This is a genomic window from Kitasatospora sp. NPDC036993 (assembly GCF_055607525.1).
The window spans coordinates 287,986-304,271 of record NZ_JBVJRP010000007.1; the positions used below are offsets into that span (position 1 = coordinate 287,986).

The 16,286-nt window shown below is 74.8% G+C and carries 13 protein-coding genes; 1 reads left to right on the top strand and 12 read right to left on the bottom strand.

The genetic code is table 11. The annotated features are described in order from the left end of the window. Positions 1-137 precede the first annotated feature (137 nt). Positions 138-2,594, bottom strand: a complete 2,457-nt coding sequence (locus ACZ7C5_RS17455; protein ID WP_470322877.1) for an ABC transporter ATP-binding protein/permease — start codon at positions 2,592-2,594, stop codon at positions 138-140. Between the two features lie 199 nt (positions 2,595-2,793). Here ACZ7C5_RS17455 and ACZ7C5_RS17460 point away from each other — a divergent pair, with 199 nt between their 5' ends. Then, positions 2,794-4,143, top strand: a complete 1,350-nt coding sequence (locus tag ACZ7C5_RS17460) for an acyltransferase (RefSeq protein ID WP_470322878.1) — start codon at positions 2,794-2,796, stop codon at positions 4,141-4,143. Positions 4,144-4,242: 99 nt separating this feature from the next. On the opposite strand, the gene ACZ7C5_RS17465 is transcribed toward ACZ7C5_RS17460, so the two are convergent. The 11 genes from ACZ7C5_RS17465 to ACZ7C5_RS17515 all read right to left on the bottom strand — a co-directional run bounded on the left by ACZ7C5_RS17465 (position 4,243) and on the right by ACZ7C5_RS17515 (position 16,130). Then, positions 4,243-5,028, bottom strand: coding sequence for a DUF3050 domain-containing protein (locus ACZ7C5_RS17465; RefSeq protein ID WP_401084179.1), 786 nt, complete (start codon positions 5,026-5,028; stop codon positions 4,243-4,245). 78 nt (positions 5,029-5,106) lie between these two features. Further along, on the bottom strand, positions 5,107-6,075 hold the full coding sequence (locus ACZ7C5_RS17470; RefSeq protein ID WP_401084181.1) for an alpha-ketoacid dehydrogenase subunit beta: 969 nt from the start codon (positions 6,073-6,075) through the stop codon (positions 5,107-5,109). Continuing rightward, positions 6,072-7,133 (bottom strand): thiamine pyrophosphate-dependent dehydrogenase E1 component subunit alpha, encoded by a 1,062-nt coding sequence (locus ACZ7C5_RS17475; RefSeq protein WP_401084183.1) that lies wholly within the window; start codon positions 7,131-7,133, stop codon positions 6,072-6,074. Before ACZ7C5_RS17475 ends, ACZ7C5_RS17470 begins: the two co-directional genes overlap by 4 nt. Next, positions 7,130-9,061 (bottom strand): 4-hydroxyphenylpyruvate dioxygenase, encoded by a 1,932-nt coding sequence (gene hppD, locus ACZ7C5_RS17480; RefSeq protein WP_401084185.1) that lies wholly within the window; start codon positions 9,059-9,061, stop codon positions 7,130-7,132. Before hppD ends, ACZ7C5_RS17475 begins: the two co-directional genes overlap by 4 nt. 83 nt (positions 9,062-9,144) lie before the next feature. Beyond that, positions 9,145-10,401 (bottom strand): beta-ketoacyl-[acyl-carrier-protein] synthase family protein, encoded by a 1,257-nt coding sequence (locus tag ACZ7C5_RS17485; RefSeq protein WP_401084187.1) that lies wholly within the window; start codon positions 10,399-10,401, stop codon positions 9,145-9,147. Between the two features lie 94 nt (positions 10,402-10,495). Then, the gene (locus ACZ7C5_RS17490; protein WP_401084189.1) at positions 10,496-12,112 is read right to left on the bottom strand and encodes a class I adenylate-forming enzyme family protein; all 1,617 of its coding nucleotides are present in this window, start codon (positions 12,110-12,112) and stop codon (positions 10,496-10,498) included. 246 nt (positions 12,113-12,358) lie between these two features. After that, positions 12,359-12,886: a hypothetical protein gene (locus tag ACZ7C5_RS17495; protein ID WP_401084191.1), complete on the bottom strand. Its 528-nt coding sequence runs from the start codon at positions 12,884-12,886 to the stop codon at positions 12,359-12,361. Positions 12,887-12,897: 11 nt separating this feature from the next. Next, positions 12,898-14,055 (bottom strand): beta-ketoacyl synthase N-terminal-like domain-containing protein, encoded by a 1,158-nt coding sequence (locus ACZ7C5_RS17500; RefSeq protein ID WP_401084193.1) that lies wholly within the window; start codon positions 14,053-14,055, stop codon positions 12,898-12,900. Then, positions 14,052-14,318, bottom strand: coding sequence for an acyl carrier protein (locus ACZ7C5_RS17505; RefSeq protein ID WP_401084195.1), 267 nt, complete (start codon positions 14,316-14,318; stop codon positions 14,052-14,054). The genes ACZ7C5_RS17500 and ACZ7C5_RS17505 overlap by 4 nt, the downstream gene beginning before the upstream one ends. Continuing rightward, positions 14,315-14,590, bottom strand: a complete 276-nt coding sequence (locus tag ACZ7C5_RS17510; protein ID WP_401084197.1) for a phosphopantetheine-binding protein — start codon at positions 14,588-14,590, stop codon at positions 14,315-14,317. The genes ACZ7C5_RS17505 and ACZ7C5_RS17510 overlap by 4 nt, the downstream gene beginning before the upstream one ends. A 100-nt stretch (positions 14,591-14,690) precedes the next feature. Then, a complete protein-coding gene (locus tag ACZ7C5_RS17515) occupies positions 14,691-16,130 on the bottom strand; it encodes a class I adenylate-forming enzyme family protein (RefSeq protein WP_470322879.1) in 1,440 nt (479 codons plus the stop codon). Between the last annotated feature and the right edge of the window lie 156 nt (positions 16,131-16,286).

The following is a 16,286-nucleotide window of genomic DNA, read 5'->3' on the forward strand; positions in this document are numbered from 1 at the left end:
CGCCGCGCGCGGCACGAATCGCACCACAGGTCGTCTCCACTCTACCGGCGGGGGCCGGGGAGAGCCGTGCGGAGCCGCGGGGGGCCGGGGAGCGCGGTGCGGAGCCGGGGAGCGCCGTGCGGAAGCGGGGCAGGGCGCTACCGCCGCATGATGCTCGGCTCGTGCCGTCGCAGCAGGGCCAGCACCACCAGCCCGTACAGCACCGACAGCGCGGGCAGCACCGCCATGCTCAGCAGCCAGCCCGAGCGCTGGTGGCGGAACATCGGGTCGGCGGTGATCGCGTTCGGGAAGATGCCGTGCAGCTCGACGGTGCGGGCCATCGCCGCCAGGCCCCAGCGGGAGGGGATCAGCCAGGCGAACTGCTCCAGCCCCGGGACACCGTGCAGCTTGAGCATCAGGCCGCTGAAGACGATCTGCACCACCGAGAGGAGCACCAGCAACGGCATGGTGGCCTCCTCCTTGTCCACCAGTGCCGAGACCACCAGGCCCAGCATCATCGCGGAGAAGGCGAGCAGCGCGACGGCGATGATCAGCTCGGGCAGCTGTGGCATCACCACCCCGGTCGGCACCGCGAAGGACAGGTCCACCCCGGCCAGGCCGACCACGGTCAGCACCGCGGCCTGGGCCACCGTGACCGCGCCCAGCACCACCACCTTGGAGACCAGGTAGGCCGATCTGGAGAGCCCGACCACCCGCTCCCGCCGGTAGATCGCCCGCTCCTTGACCAGCTCGCGCACCGAGTTGGCGGCCCCGGTGAGCAGACCGCCGATGCAGAGCGTGAGCAGGCAGTTGACGGCGTTGTCGGGGGCGAGCCGGGAGCCGGCCATCGCCCGGCACATCAGGCCGATCACGAAGGGCAGCACCACCATGATGGTGAGGAAGAGCCGGTCGGCGGCGAGCACCGCGGTGTACCGGCGCACCAGGGTGCCCAGCTGGGAGAACCAGCCCTGCGGCTTCTCCCGGCCGAGCGCGGGCGCGGCCGGGACGTGCGGGGCCGGCTCGTGCGAGGGCGGGACCCGACCCGGCTCCGGTTCCCGAGCCGCACGCGGGTACGGCGCCGGTACGGCCTCGGCCGCCACGTAGCGCGCGTACTGCGGGGACGCCAGGAACCGCTGCTGCCAGGCCGCGTGGTCCTCGTTCTCGAAGGCCTCGAAGGCCTCCGGCCACTCGTCGAAGCCGAAGAACTCCAGCGCCTCGCCGGGCGGCCCGTAGTACGCCGTCCGCCCGCCGGGAGCCAGCACCAGCAGGCGGTCGCAGACGTTCAGGCTCAGCACGCTGTGCGTCACCACGACCACCGTCCGGCCGTCGTCCGCCAGCCCGCGCAGCATCCGCATCACCGAGCGCTCCATGCCGGGGTCCAGCCCGGAGGTCGGCTCGTCGAGGAAGAGCAGGGACGGCTTGGTCAGCAGTTCCAGCGCGACGCTGACCCGCTTGCGCTGGCCGCCCGAGAGGCTGGCGATCACCTGGTCGGCCCGGGCGTCCAGACCCAGTTCGTGGATCACCTCGCGGACCCTGGCCGCCCGCTCCCGCGGGTCGGTGTCGCCGGGGAAGCGCAGCTCGGCGGCGTAGGACAGGGCGCGGCGGACGGTGAGCTGGGTGTGCAGGATGTCGTCCTGCGGCACCAGGCCGATCCGGCGGCGCAGTTCGGCGTAGTCGCGGTAGAGGTCGCGGCCGTCGTACAGCACCGTGCCCCGGTCGGCGGGGCGCAGCCCGGTGAGCGCGTTGAGCAGGGTGGACTTGCCCGCGCCGCTCGGTCCGGCCACCGCGAGCAGCGCCTTCTCGGCGAGCGGGAAGCCGACGTCGTCCAGCAGCACCCGGTGGTCGGGGCCGACCCGGACCACCAGGTGCTGGACGTCCAGGGAGATCTCGCCGGTGTCGGTGTACTCGACCAGCCGGCCGTCGGCCAGGCAGAGCGCGCGGTGGCCGATGCCGACGATGTCGGCCGGGCCCACCGGGGACCGCCGGACCGGGCGGCCGTTGAGGTAGGTGCCGTTGTGGCTGTTCAGGTCGACGATCTCGTGGCCGCCGCCGGGCAGTTCGCGCAGCTCGGCGTGGTGCCGGGAGACCAGCAGGTCGTCCAGGACCAGGTCGTTGTCGGGCGAGCGGCCGATCCGGACGGTGTGGCCGGGCAGCCGCAGCACCGCGCTCGGGCGGCGGAAGGTGCCGGAGACCTGCGGGGCGACCAGGGACGGGCGCTCCGGGGCGCCGGGCAGGTCGTCCAGGACAGGGGTACGGGCAGGCGCCGGGACGGGGGAGCGGGCCGGGGCCGGGTCGGGCAGGCCGGTGAAGGCCGCGGCCGGGCCGTCGGCCGGATCGCCGAAGCGCAGCCGGGTGCCGGGGCCGACGTCCTCGTGGTCGATCCGTCGCCCGTGGTCGTAGGTGCCGTTGGTGCTGCCGACGTCCTCCAGCAGCCAGTGGCCGTCGGTGGCGCGCAGGATCGCGTGGTGCCAGGAGACCCGGGGGTCGTCCAGCACGATCTCGCTGGTCGGGTCGCGGCCGAGGTGGTAGGCCCTGGCCGGGTCGATCACCCGCGAGTCGGCGTCGGTGACCAGCACGAGGGGCGGCGCGGTGGGCGCGCCGGGGCGCTCTCCCATGCTGCGCATTCTATCGCCGCCCCGGCCGGAGAGCCCTTCCGGAGTGCGGGATTGGACTGGACCACTGCCTCGGCGCGCCACTATCGTTCGGCGTGCCCGCGCGTCGCGCGATGCCGGAACGCGTGGCGCCTCGGCGGAACGCGCGGTGCGTCGCCGGAAGTCGCCGGAAGTCGTCGTCGAGTGCTTCGGAACGGAACCCATGAGCATCTGGCCGCAGTTGCGAAGATCCAGGACCGTCCGGGCCGGCCACGCCACCGGACGGGTGCTGCGCTGCGGACTGATGGACACCATGCTCGCCGACCTCGCCGTCTCGGTGGTGCTCTGCTTCGACCGCCCGCTGGACGACGACCGGCTCGCCGCCGGCCTGGCCCGCGCACTGGAGCGGGTGCCGGTCTTCGCCGGCCGGCTGCGCACCGTCGAGGGCGTCCTGGAGGCGGTCTGCGACGACGCCGGCGTGCCGTTCGAGTCCTACACCGTGGAGGGCACGCTCGCCGAGGCGATGGGCCGGGCCACGGCGGTGGGCTCCGAACTGGTCGCCCCGCTGGACGCCCCCGCCGCGCGCGCCGGGGGCGTCCCGCTGCTCACCGTCCGGGTGACCCGTACGGCCGACGGCGGGACGGTGGTCGGCTGCTCCTGGCACCACGCGGTCGGTGACCTGAACAGCTTCATGCTGCTGTTGCGGAGCTGGTCCGCCGCGGTCGAGGGCGAACCGCTTCCGGAGGCCGAACTCGTCGACGATCAGGACGAGTTGCTGGACAAGATACTTCCCGTCGAGGACTGCGGACGGCCCGGCTTCCGGCTGCCCTCGGAGGCGGAGGCGGAGCTGCTGGCCCGCGAGCTGGCGACCGGCCCGCTGGCGAACCGGCTCGTCCAGATCGCCTTCACCGACTCCGAACTGGCCAGGATGAGCGAGGAGTTCGGCGAAGCGGTCGGCCGGCGGCTCTCCTCCGGGGATGTCCTCTGTGCCCACCTGGTCAGCACCCTGCGGGAGTTGGACGGGGATGACGCCGAGCGGATGCTGACCGTGCCGGTCAACGCCCGCCGCTGGCTCGGTCTCCCGCCCGCGCTGGTGGGCAACCTGCTGAGCGAGGTCCACGTGCCGCACCGGCCCGAGGACGGCCCGGCGGCGCTGGCGGGCGCGCTGCGCACGGCGGTCGAGGAGTTCCCGACCGCGCACCTCAACCTCCGTGCCAACCTGTGGTTCCTCGCCTCCCTGGGACGCTCCCGGCTGCGCGACTGCGTGCCGCTGGGCTTCGACCCGGCGGCACGCCGGTTCAGCTTCTCCAACTGGAGCGGCTTCGGCGTCTACACGGTGACCTTTCAGGGGCAGCGCCCGGTGTTCTTCAGCCCGGCGGCCAACTATCCGATCCCGTGGGTCTGCTGGACGGTCGAGGGGTACCGCGGCGAGGGCCGGCTGGCCACCGTCGTGCTGCCCGCCAGGCTCGCCGCCCGGGTCCGCGGAGCGCAGGGCCGGGCGGCGCTGCACCGCTTCCGGCGGGCGGAGGACCAGCCGCCCGCCGCGGCCGGGGTGCTGCCCAAGGTGGTCTGAGCCGCCCCGCACGACGCGAAGCCGGGTGGCCACGGGGACGGTTCCCCGTGGCCACCCGGTGCGGCCCGCGACGGCGGCGGGCCTCGGAAGGACCGCCGGTCAGAAGGACCGCTCGATCGCGGTCCACAGCTGGATCCGGGCGCGCAGCGCGGTGCGGACCGTCTCGGCGCAGGCGTCCCACTTGTCCTGGTCGTCGCCGCACAGGTCGATCAGCATCTGCATCGCCATCGGGGTGTGCTGCTCACCGTCGACCTCGATGTGACGGGCCAGGTAGTCCTTGAAGACGGTGAGCGCGCCCTCCGGGTCGTCGATCCGGATGACCTGGGCGAACATGTCCGGGATCAGGTCCTCGCGGCCGAAGGCGAAGGCGGCGGCCCGGCAGTGCACCGGCGCGTTCTCCACGATCGACCAGGTGGTGGAGCTGAAGTCCAGGGCCGGCTGCGGCACTCCGGCGTTCTTCAGGGCGTCCGGGACGGCGGTGCCCGAACCCAGCAGGGCCAGGAACTCCTCGATCGGCCGCGGGTCGGCCCCGGCCTGCCGCATGCCCTCCACGTACAGCTCGAAGTGGCTGGTGTAGCCCTCGCCGAGCTCGTCGCTCTCCTCGACCAGCACGATCTCGTTGATCAGCCGCCGGCTGGCGGTCGGGCCGTTGGGGACCCACGGCACGTCCACGCAGGTGAGGTCGCGCTGGAGGCTCTTGAGCAGCGACATGAAGTCCCAGACGGCGAAGACGTGGCTGCCCAGGAAGGTGCGGACGCGCTCGATGCCGGTGAGCGCGCGGTACACCGAGTGCTCGACCACCTCGCGGCGCAGCGGGTCGATGGCCTGCTGGAGGCTGGTCAGGCCGGGGTGTGAGCGGTCCCAGTGATAGCGGTTTGCGGACAACGCGACTCCTTGGTCGGGCCGATGGCCTCGGTAGGTCTTCGGTAGGTCTTCGTCGGTCTTCGGTCGGGCTGGCTGTGGTCAGCGGTGCTTCATCACCAGGTCCAGCGCGTGCCGCAGTTGCTCGCGGCCGGGCTGGACGGCGCGGTCGAGCGCCGGGGCGAAGGGGAGCACGGCGCCGTCCGGGCGGGTGATCCGGCGGGGCGGGGCGACCAGGCGCATCTCCTCGGCGGCGGTGGCCAGCACCTCGGCGCCGAAGCCGCAGCTGCGGTTGGAGTCGTCCAGGACGACCAGCCGCCCCGTGCGCTCCAGCGAGTCGGCGAGCGCCTGCCAGTCGAAGGGGTACACCGTGCGCGGGTCGAGGACCTCCACCGAGAGGTCCGGCGCCAGCTCCTCGGCGACCGCGAGGGCGTCGTGCACCAGGTGCCCGAGGGCGACCACGGTGACATCGGTGCCCGGGCGGTGGATCCGGGCCCGGCCGAGCGGCACGGGCGCGAGTTCCCAGGTGACGGTCTCGCGCACCGGCATCGCGGCGGCGGGCGCGAACACCACGACCGGGTCCGGGTCCCGGATCGCCGAGCGCAGCAGGCCGTAGGCGTCGGTCGGGGTGGCGGGCACCACGGTCTTCACCCCGGCGTGCGCGAACAGGCTGTACGGGTGGTCGGAGTGCTGTCCGGCCCAGCCGTCCCGGGAGCCGGAACCGGGCACCAGGCAGGTCAGTGGGACGGTGGCCTGGCCGCCGGTCATCAACGAGAACTTGTGGGCCTGGTTGACGAGTTGCTCGAAGACCAGGAACAGCAGGGACGGGATCTGGAACTCCAGCACCGGACGCCGGCCGGCCAGCGCGGCGCCGACCGCCATCGAGGTGAAGGCCTGCTCGGACAGCGGGGTGTCGACGATCCGTCCGGGCCCGAAGCGGTCCAGCAGACCGAGCGTGGGCCCGGCCAGACCGGCGCCGATGTCCTCGCCGAAGACGCAGACCGCCGGATCGGCGGCGAGTTCGTCGGCCAGGGCCCGGTTCAGCGCCTTGGTGTACGAGAGCCTGGTCACGGTGTCACTCCCGCCCGGGGCCGCAGCCCGTCGGCGTACAGGTGGTCCAGCGCGCCCGCCGGGTCAGGGTGCTCGGAAGCGAGGGCGAACTCCTCGGCGGCGGCGAGCTGTTCGGCCACCGACCGGTCCAGCCCTGCGACCGTCGCGGGGTCGAGCAGGGCGGCGGCCCTGGGGAGCGGGTCGCGCTCGCGCCAGGCCTCGACCTCCTCGGGGGCGCGGTAGCGCAGCTTCATCCGGCGCTCCATGGTGTGGTGGCCCTCGTAGCGGTAGGTGCGGCAGGCCAGGAAGCCGGGGCCGCCGCCGCTCCTGGCCCGCCCGACGGCGCGCAGCGCGGCGGCGCGGACGGCCTCGGTGTCCATGCCGTCCACCTCCTCGGCGGGGATGCCGAAGGCAGCCGCCCGTCCGGTGGCACTGCCCGCGACGGCGGTGGCGGCGGGCAGGGTGGTGGCGTAGCCGTTGTCCTCGCAGACGAACAGCACCGGCAGGCGCCACATCGCGGCGAGGTTGAGCGACTCCAGCAGGACGCCCTGGTTGAGCGCGCCGTCGCCGAAGAAGGCCACCGCGACCGGCATCCGGCCGGCCGGGTCCGCCGGGCCCGAGCCGGTCGAGCCGGCTTCGGCCCGCGCCGCCCAGGCGGCGCCGACCGCGATCGGCGCACCCGCGCCGACCATGCCGTTGGCCCCGAGGATGCCCAGCGAGAAGTCGGCGGCGTGCATCGAGCCGCCCCGGCCGCCGTTCGACCCGCCGACCCGCCCCAGGAGTTCGGCCAGCAGCCGGTGCGGCGCGGTGCCCCGGGCGAGCACGTGGCCGTGGCCGCGGTGGGTGCTGGCGAGCCGGTCGGCCGGGCCGAGCGCGGAGCAGACGCCGACCGCGACGGCCTCCTGCCCGATGTACGGGTGGATGCCGCCGGGGATCGCGCCGGCCTTCACCAGGCCGAGCGCCAGCTCCTCGAAGCCGCGGATCAGCCGCAGCATCCGGTAGCGCTCGGCCGGGGTGTCCAGCGGGGCCGGACCGCCCGGCGCCGGACGGCCGTCGGCCGGGTGTGCGGGCGCGGTCACGGCCGGCCCCGCCAGACCGCCGGGCAGAACTCCGGGTCGGCGTAGTCCGGCCGGCCGTCCTCCGTGAGACGCACCAGCACGTCGTGGTTGTACACCACGGCCTCGCCGTCCGCCCGGTCGTGCCGGCGGTACTCGTTGGCGCCGTCCTGGAGGTGCAGCGAGACCGCCCGGCGCGGGTACGAGGCCAGGTTGGGCCCGCTGCCGTGGTAGGTGCGGCAGTGGTGGAAGGAGATGTGGCCGCGCGGGATCAGCATCGGCACCTTGCGCACCTGCTGCCCGTTGTGGGCGGCGTTGGCGGACAGGATGTCCTCGAGTTCGGAGCCGTCACGGTCGGCGAAGTGCCGGGTGGAGTCCTCGCCGGAGGGCAGCTCCTGCCAGCGATGGCTGCCGTCGACCATGGTGATGGTGCCGTTCTCCTCGCGGCAGTCGTGGAACGGGATGAAGGCGGTGAGCATCTCCTCGGAGGTGCAGGTCTGCCAGTAGTGCTTGTCGAAGTGCCACGGCACCCGGTTGCTGGGCTCCTCGGGCACCGGCGGCTTGTAGATGAGCGTCGACTGGAAGACCCGGATCTCCTCGGCCCCGGCGAGCAGGGCGGCCACCGCGCCGACCAGCGGCTTGCGCAGGATCGCGCCGACGGCGTCGCTCTCGTAGTGCACGTAGTCGTTGTGCCGCTGGACCGGGCCGTCCTCGGGCCGCCAGGAGGCCAGCCGGGGCGGCCGGCCGGGCAGTTCGCGGTCCCGGTGGCCGGCGTAGTACTCCTCGGTGGCGGCCTGGAGGGCGTCCAGTTCCTCGTCGCTGAAGAGCCTGCGGGACAGGTACCAGCCGTGTTCGCGGTAGTGCGCCACCTCCTCGGGGGTGGGCAGCAGGGCGAGTTCGGCCTCGGTGAGCCGGAAGCCGGGGGCTGGGGTCATCGGACGGGCCTCCTTCGGATGTGCGGGGGCGGGCCGCTCGGCGTCGGGGTTCTGGCGCTCGACGGCCTCGTAGAGGGCCTTGATGTTCGCGGTGCCGAACGTACCCGCTCCCTGGCGCTCGATCAGTTCGAGGAAGTAGGTGCGCCGGGGGTGTGTCGAGCGGGCGAAGATCTGGAACAACTGGCCCCCGTGGTCCTGGTCGACCAGGACGTTCAGGTCGCGCAGGGTCTCCACCGGGATGGCGGTCTCGCCGACGCGCTCGGCCAGGGCGTCGAAGTAGGCGCCCGGCGTGGTGAGGAACTCCACGCCGCGCTCCCGGGCGGTCCGGACGGCGCCGGCGATGTCGCGGGTGCTGAAGGCGAGGTGCTGGACGCCGGCCCCGCCGTGGGCGGCGAGGAAGTCGTCGATCTGGCCGGGCCGCCGGGTGGGGTCGGGCTCGATCAGGGTGAAGGTGACGCCGCCGGAGGGGCTCTGCACCACCTTGGAGTCCATCGCCTGCTCGCCGACCTCGATGTACTCCTCGAAGATCGTGCGGAAGCCCAGCGCGGCCTCGCAGAACCGTACGGAGTCCGCGAGCGATCCGGCCGGCAGGCAGATCGCGACGTGGTCGAGGTCGTCCAGCAGACGGGGCTCCGGGGTGGGGCCGTCCGTCCCGAGCGGCACCAGGCGCAGCGCGGTGTCGCCGAAGCCGGCGATCAGGCGGCCGGCCCGGTCGAGCACCCGGGCGCCGTGCCGCTCGGCGTGTTCCAGCGCTGCCGCCGGGTCGGCGCAGCCGAGCGCGAGGACCGCGACGCCGTCGCCGTGCCGGGAGACGTACTCGGCCACCGGGTGCTCCGGGTCGGCGGCGGAGGTCAGGTGCAGCCGGATGGTGCCCTGGCGCAGTGCGATGGTGCGGGCGCCGTCCGGCGTGGTGGCGGGCGCGTCGGCGGTGAAGCCGTGGTCGGCGCCGAGGCCGGCCGCGGCCTTGTCGGCGTCCGCGCAGTGGAACTCGACGTGGGTGATGGTCTGGATGGACAACGGGATCTCCCCCCGGAGGGATGGTGGATCGAGGATCGGCGCGCTGCCGCCGCGCGGCGGCGGGCGGCGGCAGCGGGCGAGGGCTAGCGGGTCGACCGGGTGGAGGCCGGGCCGAGGATCAGGCTGAGGTTGTGGCCGCCGAAGGCGAAGGCGTTGCTCAGCGCGGCGCGCACCGGGGTGGACCGGGCGGCGCCCCGGACGTGGTCCAGGTCGCAGGCCGGGTCGGGGTCGGTGAGGTTGAGGGTCGGCGGCAGCGTTCCCCTGGCCACCGCCAGGGCGGTCACCGCCGCCTCCAGCGCGCCCGCGGCGCCCAGGAGGTGGCCGGTGGCGCCCTTGGTGGAGCTGACCGCGGGCGGCCGGGCGCCGAACACGGCGTTCAGGGCGGCGGTCTCGGCGACGTCACCGAGCTTGGTGCCGGTGCCGTGGGCGTTCACGTAGTCGATGTCGCCCGGGGCGAGGCCCGCGTTGGCGAGGGCGGCGCGCATCGCGTCGGCGGCGCCGGTGCCGTCGGGGCGGGGCATGGTCGGGTGGTGGGCGTCGGTGGAGGCGCCCCAGCCGATGACGTCCGCGTACCCGGCGGCGCCGCGCGCCTCGGCGTGCTCGGCCCGCTCCAGGACCAGGACGGCGCTGCCCTCGCCCAGCACGAAGCCGTTCCGGTGGCTGTCGAACGGCCGGCTGGCCTGCGCGGGATCCTCCCAACCATGCGCCAGCGCACGGGCGTTGGTGAAGGCGGCGGCGATGGTCGGGTGCAGCGAGGACTCGGTGCCGCCGCACACCACCACGTCGGCGTCGCCGGCCCGGATCAGCCGCAGCCCCTCGGCGATCGCCTGGGCGCCGGCCGCGCAGGCCGTCACCACGGCGGAGCTGTAGCCCCGGATGCCGTGCTTGATGGCGATCCTGGCGGCGGCCATGTTGGAGAGCATGCCGGGCAGCAGGTACGGGCTGACGCCGGGCCGTCCGCGCTCCAGGCGGCGGTGGGACTGCTGCTCGAAGGTCTCCAGTCCGCCGCCGCCGGTGGCCAGCACCACGGCGGTGCGGTGCGGGTCGGCGTCCCGGCCTACGGCCAGGCCGGCGTCGGCGAGCGCGTCGTCGGCGGCGGCCAGGGCGAGCAGTACGAAGCGGTCCACGCAGCGGGTCTCGGTGGGCGGCAGCACCTCCCTGCCGTCCACGGCGGGGGCGAGCCCGGCGGCGGGCAGCCAGCCGTGGGCGGCGTGGCCCTCGGGGAGGGCGCTCAGGCCGGAGCGGCCGGCGGTGAGCGCCTCGAACACCTCGGCGGGCTCGCGGCCGAGCGGGGAGACCAGGCCGATGCCGGTGACGACGGCTCCGGGGCGGGCGTTCATGCGGGTACCTCGCTTCGCTCGGCGGTCGCTCGGTGCGACGCGGACCTCTGGGCGGTCGCCCGGTGCGACGCGCGCCTCCCGGCGGTTCGCCCGCTCACGCGCCCACCGCCGCCAGGTGGACCTGCCGCAGCAGGACCTTGCGGACCTTGCCGGTCGGGCCGAGCGGGATGTCGCCGGGGGAGACCACCAGCACCTTGCGGACGGTCGCGGCGGCGGCCTCGTCCAGGGCGGCGACGACCGCCGCGGTGCGGTCCGCGGCCTGGTCGGCGTCCGCGGCGAGGAGCAGCAGCACGTCGGTGACCACGTGCTCGCCGTCGCGCACCGCGACCACCGTGCAGTCCAGCACGTCGGGGCAGGCGGCCAGCACGCGCTCCTCCGACATGGCGGTGAACAGCCGCTTGCCGTCGCCGAGTTCGACCGAGTCGACGGCCCGGTCCACGTGGTAGTAGTAGCCCTCCTCGTCCCGGTACATCAGGTCCCCGGTGAGGAAGCGGCCGCGCAGCCGGGTGCGGAAGGTGGTGGCCGAGTCGTTCCAGTAGCCGAGCGCCAGGGTGGGTGAGGTGGTGGCGAGTTCGCCGACCTCGCCGGGGCCGAGCGGCTCGCCGTCGGGGCCGACCACCTCGCAGTCGACGAAGGCGTGCGGGCGGCCCACGCAGCGCCCGTAGCGCTCGGTGCCGGGGCCGTGGGTGATGAAGAAGTGCGAGTGGCCCATCTCGGTGGAGCCGAGGCCGTCCACGAACTGGGAGCCGGGGACGCGGGCGCGGCCGGCCCGGGTGACGGTCTCCCGGCTGCCGGTGGCGATCAGCCGGCGGATGTGCACCTCGTGGGCGCAGTCGCCGGTGTTCCACCAGAGCGCGACGGAGGCCAGGTCCCTGGCGGTGAGGTCGTGGCGGGCGAGGTCGGCCCAGGTGGCGGCGAAGCCGATCACCCCGGTGGGCTGCCACTGCTCGATCGCGTCCAGCACGCCGTCGCCGGACTGCCGGGAGAGCAGGGCGAGTTCGGTGTGCGAGCTGAGCGCGAGGTTGAGCGCGATCAGGGTGGCGGCGTGCGGGGCGGGCAGCGCGCTGAGCATCCGCTCCTGGCCCTGTGGGCGGGGCAGTCGCAGCCGGTGGCGGATCGCCGCGTACAGGCTCGCGTGGGAGTGGACGACCGCCTTGGGCATCCCGGTGGTGCCGGAGGAGTGGGTGATCGCCACCGGGTCGCCGGACCAGTGCCGGTACGGCTCGGGTGCCGCGTCCGGGTCACCGGCGCCGAGGGTGGCGATCTCGGGCAGCAGCGGGGCGCCGGGGTCGTGACCGGCCAGCGCGTCCAGGTGGGCCGGGTCGGCGAGGACGCCGGCCGCGCCGAGGCGGGCGATGTAGCGGGCGGCGCGCTCGCCGTCCAGGTTGGGGTTGAGCAGCGCGGGGATGGCGCCGAGCCGGGCCAGGGCGAGGAAGGAGAGCACGTGGTCGGCGGCGTCGCTCGCGTACACCACCACCGGGTCGCGCCGGGTGATGCCCAGGCCGTGCAGCGCGGCGGCGCGGGCCCGGACGGCGCGGTCCAGCTCGCGCAGGGTGAACGGCTGCCAGGCGGGGTGGTCGTCCACCGCGGTGTCGAAGCGGAGCAGCGGCACGTCCAGGTCCTGCCCGAGGGCGATCCGGGCGGTCAGGACGTTGCCGGCGCCCACGTCGGGGTCGTCCGCGAGCTGGGTGCGGAGGCTGCGGATGGTCACGGGGGTGGATCCCTCCCTCGGGGCCGGTGGGTGGCCCGGGCGGCTGATCAGGTGGCAGGTCGGTCGGCCGCGCGGGCGGCGGGGTGGCCACGGGGCGGCGGGCGGGTTCGGGCGGGGCGCTGGTGTGCCGGGTGCGGCTGCGTCAGGCGTCGGGCCTCGATGATTGGTACGGCCGGGGGCCGGTGGCGGGTTCACTTCCCCCGGATTCGGTCCGGCTCGGGTCCGGCCCGGTTCGGCCGTCCGGGTTCAGGCCGGCGGGCCGGCGAGCAGGACGGCGGCGGCCTGGTCCCCGTCCGGTGTCTGTTCGACGGCGATGGCCAGCACGTGGTCGGCGTCGCCGTCCGCCAGCAGCAGCGCGGCGAACTCGAACACCTCGGCCGGGACGCGGCCGGGGTCGGCCTCGGCCAGGGAGATCGCCGCGACGGGGCCGGTCAGGCCCCAGCGCGCGGAGACGTGTCCGAGGACGGCGTTGGGGTTGGACTGGAAGAACAGCAGCGGTCCGGTCCGCTGTCCGGGTTCGGCGCTCCGTTCGATGGCCCGCGCGGTCTCCAGGTCGCCGCTCGCGCTGGCCAGCAGCAGAGCGGTCCGTCCGGGGGCGGGCGGTGGGCCGTGGTGGGCGCGCAGACAGCGCTCGGCGGTGTCGGCGACCAGCGGGTTGAAGCCGGAGGCGGCGAAGCCGGGCAGCGGTGGCGGTGGCCCGTCCAGGCCGGGCGCGGGGCGGCGGGCCTCGGCGAGGATCCGCAGTCCGTGGGTGTGGTCGTCAGGGGTGGTCATGGCGGTGATGGTCATCCCGGGGCCAGCAGCAGCGCGGTGTTGGCGCCGCCGAAGGCGGAGTTGAGGCTGAGTGCGTACGAGGGGCGGGCGGCGCGCGGGCCGTCCAGGACGAGGTCCAGGGCGAGGTCCGGGTCGGGGCCGAGCCAGCCGGCGTTGACCGGGAGCAGTCCGGTTTCCAACGCGCCGATGGTGACGGCGAGTTCGAGCAGTGCCGAGGCTTCCAGGGCGTGCCCGTGCACGGACTTGCTGGAGCTGACCGGCAGGCGGTCGGTGTGCGGGCCGAACACGCTGCGCAGGGCGTTGGCCTCGGCCCGGTCGGCGAGCGTGGAGCCGGTGCCGTTGGCGTTGACGTAGCCGATCTCGGCCGGGGCGACGCCCGCGCGGGTGAGCGCGGCCTCGATCGCCCGGACCGCCCCGGTGCCCTCCGGCTCCGGGCGGCAGACGTGGTGGGCGTCCCCGGCCCGGCCCCAGCCGGCCAGCCGGGCGAGCGTGGACGCACCGCGCCGTTCGGCGGCCGGGGCGGCCTCGACCAGGACGGCGGCGGCCGCGTCGGCGAGCAGGGTGCCGGTGCGGCCGGCGCTGAACGGGCGTGCCTCGCCGTCCCTGGCCAGCGCCCGTCCGGCGTCGAAGACCGCGAACACGCCCGGTTCGACCAGGTGTCCGGCCGCGACCAGGACCCGCTCGTGCCGTCCGCCGGCCACCAGGGCCCCGGCGTCGGCGACGGCGGTCGCGGCGGCCACACAGGCGCCGGTGTAGACCCGGGTGACACCGGGCGCGCCCCAGTCGGTACGGAGTCCCGCGGCCACCGCGTCGGCGGTGGCGCGGGTGCGTTCGTCGCTGTGCAGCGCGAGCAGCACGGGCAGCCCGGCACCCTCGGCGGCGGTCAGCCCGGCCTGTCGGCAGGCCTGGCCGATCGCGTCGAGCACGGCCCCGGCCAGCGGGAAGGTGCGGGCCAGTGGCAGGGTGTCGGGGAACAGCGCGGCGCTGGTGGTGCGGCGGGCGCTCACGTCGAAGCGGGTGACCGGGCCGAAAGCGGTCTTGCCGTACGCGGCGGCCTCGGTGAGCGCGTCGAGGCCGCGCCCGGCGGCGCTGAGCACGCCGACGCCGGTGACCACCGGCCGCCCGGCCGCCGGGCCCGGCGGTCCCGAGCCCGTGCTGGCGGGGTTCACGGCCGGGCGCCCGCGCGGTCGGCGAGGACGGCCTCGCGCAGCAGCTCGGTGGCGTCGTCGACGGTCCTGACCGCGCCGAAGCGGTCGTCGTCCAGGTCCAGCTGGAGCCCGTACCGCTGCTCGAACTCGGCTATCAGCCACGTGAGTTCGAGCGATCCGAGGTCCTCGGGCACGGCGTCGACGGCGCGCTGCCCGAACGCCGCCAGCATGGTCAGGACCTCGGCCCGGTCCGGCAGGGCGTCGCGGAGCGGGGTGCCGGTCACGCGGCGCTGCCGGAGGTGGCGGCGAGGGCGTCGACCCGGCGGGTGACGTCGGCGGTGAACTCGTCCAGCGTCATCAGCGCGGTGGTCTCCATCTCGTCCAGGTCGAACTTGATCCCGAACTCGTCCTCGACCTGCACGGACAGGTCGGCCAGCGCGAGGGATTCGAGGTCCAGCCCGGCCGGGCCGAGGTCGGTGTCCCCGGTGACCTCGGAGACGTCGTACTGCATCTCGGCGAGTGCCGCCAGGACGAAGACGCGGATGCGGTCCTGCATGGTGGTGTGCTCCTTGTCGGGGGTGGTGCGGATCGTCGGGGTGGTGGTGCGGACGGATCGGGGCCGCGCCCGGGGTACGGCCGGGGCGGCGGGGCTGCGGTCAGCCGACGGCGGCCGCGGCCGCGGCGCCCGCGCGCAGGGCGGCCGGGTCGCGCAGCAGCTTTCCGGTGGCGGTGCGGGGGAGTACGGGGAGCAGGGCGAGCCGGCGCGGCCGCTTGTAGGCGGCGAGCCGGCGGGCCAGCCCGTCCTGGACGGAGGTGAGGTCGGCGGCCGGTTCGGTGGTCAGGTAGGCCTCGATCGCGCCGCGGTCGAAGACCACCACGGCCTCGCGGACCCCGGGCAGCGCGGTGAGCGTCTGCTCGACCTCGGTGAGGTCGACCTTCAGCCCGCCGATCGAGACCTGGGAGTCCAGCCGGCCGAGCACGGTGACCAGGCCGTCGGCGGCCAGCCCGGCGGCGTCCCTGGTGTGCAGCCAGCCGTCCGACCAGCGGGTCGGATCGTCCAGCCCGGGGTACGGGGAGGAGGCCGAGCCGAGCTGCAACTCGCCCTTCACCAGGCGCATCCGCATGCCGTGCACGGGCTGCTTGGCGGGGTGGAGCGTGCCGGAGAGGTCGGTGGCGATCACCCCGGTCTCGGTCATCCCGTACATGGTGCCGAGCGGGACGCCGTAGCGTTCGGTGAACAGCGCGGGCAGGCCGGGCCGGACGAGTTCGCCCGCCACGACCATCCGTCGCAGCCAGGGCAGCGGAGGCGGAGCGACCGCTCCCGCCAGCAGTTCGGCGTGGAACGGCACCCCGATCACGGTGGTCGGCCGGTCGCTCCCGGCGACCTCGGCGAGGATGCCCGCCGCCGTCATTCGCTCCGGCACGGTGAGCGCGACCCTGGCGTGCAGGCTGTTGAGCAGCCCGCCGACCAGGCCGAGCACGTGCACCACCGAGGAGAGCAGGATGACCCGCTCGCCCTCGCCGGGGAACTCCACCAGCCTCCGGTAGCAGTCCAGTTCGCGCAGCAGGTCGGCCGCCGTGCGGGCGATGACCTTGGCCGGACCGGTGGATCCGGAACTCAGCTGGATCAACGCGTGTCCGGTGCGGGCCGGGCGCCCGTCCGCCAGCGGAACGGCCACCGGCTCGACTTCGGAGAAGCCGCGCAGGGCCGCCGTGGACCGATGGGCGGAGCCTACCAGCACCTGAGGGGCCAGCCGCGCGACCGCCGCGTCGATCTCATGGTCGGTCAACCGATGGTCGAGGAGTGCGACTTGGGCACCGAGCCGCCAGCAGGCCAGCAGCACCGCGACGAACGCCACGGAGGGCGGCAGCCGCAGGGCCGCCGTCCCGCCGCGCCCGAGCCCGGCGGCGGCGAGCCGGTCGGACTGCTCCTCGACCAGGGCGCGCAGGGCGTCCCGGTCGAACGGCGCGCCGAGGCGCAGGCACTCGTCGCCGCCGGGGCCGGCCAGCAGCAGCCGGTCGACCCAGGAGTCCGGGGCGTCGGAGTGCGGCTGGAAGGCAGGCGGAAGTACGGAGGGGGAAAAGCCGGTCAACACGGCTCCACACAAGTAAGGGGATTGACATGGACGCCGTTAAACAAACCAAACGGCCAATTCCGTGGCCAGACCATGGCACAGACGAATGGTCAAATCAAGGTCTATACCAATGCGGAAGTTGCTCCTACGCTGCCCCATCGGGACTGGTCCGCGCGT

Excerpts from the sequence above, each read along its gene's own strand:
- ACZ7C5_RS17510 (WP_401084197.1), bottom strand. The coding sequence starts at position 14,590 with ATGCAGGACCGCATCCGCGTCTTCGTCCTGGCGGCACTCGCCGAGATG.
- ACZ7C5_RS17495 (WP_401084191.1), bottom strand. The coding sequence starts at position 12,886 with ATGACCACCCCTGACGACCACACCCACGGACTGCGGATCCTCGCCGAG.
- ACZ7C5_RS17455 (WP_470322877.1), bottom strand. The coding sequence starts at position 2,594 with ATGGGAGAGCGCCCCGGCGCGCCCACCGCGCCGCCCCTCGTGCTGGTC.
- ACZ7C5_RS17460 (WP_470322878.1), top strand. The coding sequence starts at position 2,794 with ATGAGCATCTGGCCGCAGTTGCGAAGATCCAGGACCGTCCGGGCCGGC.
- ACZ7C5_RS17485 (WP_401084187.1), bottom strand. The coding sequence starts at position 10,401 with ATGAACGCCCGCCCCGGAGCCGTCGTCACCGGCATCGGCCTGGTCTCC.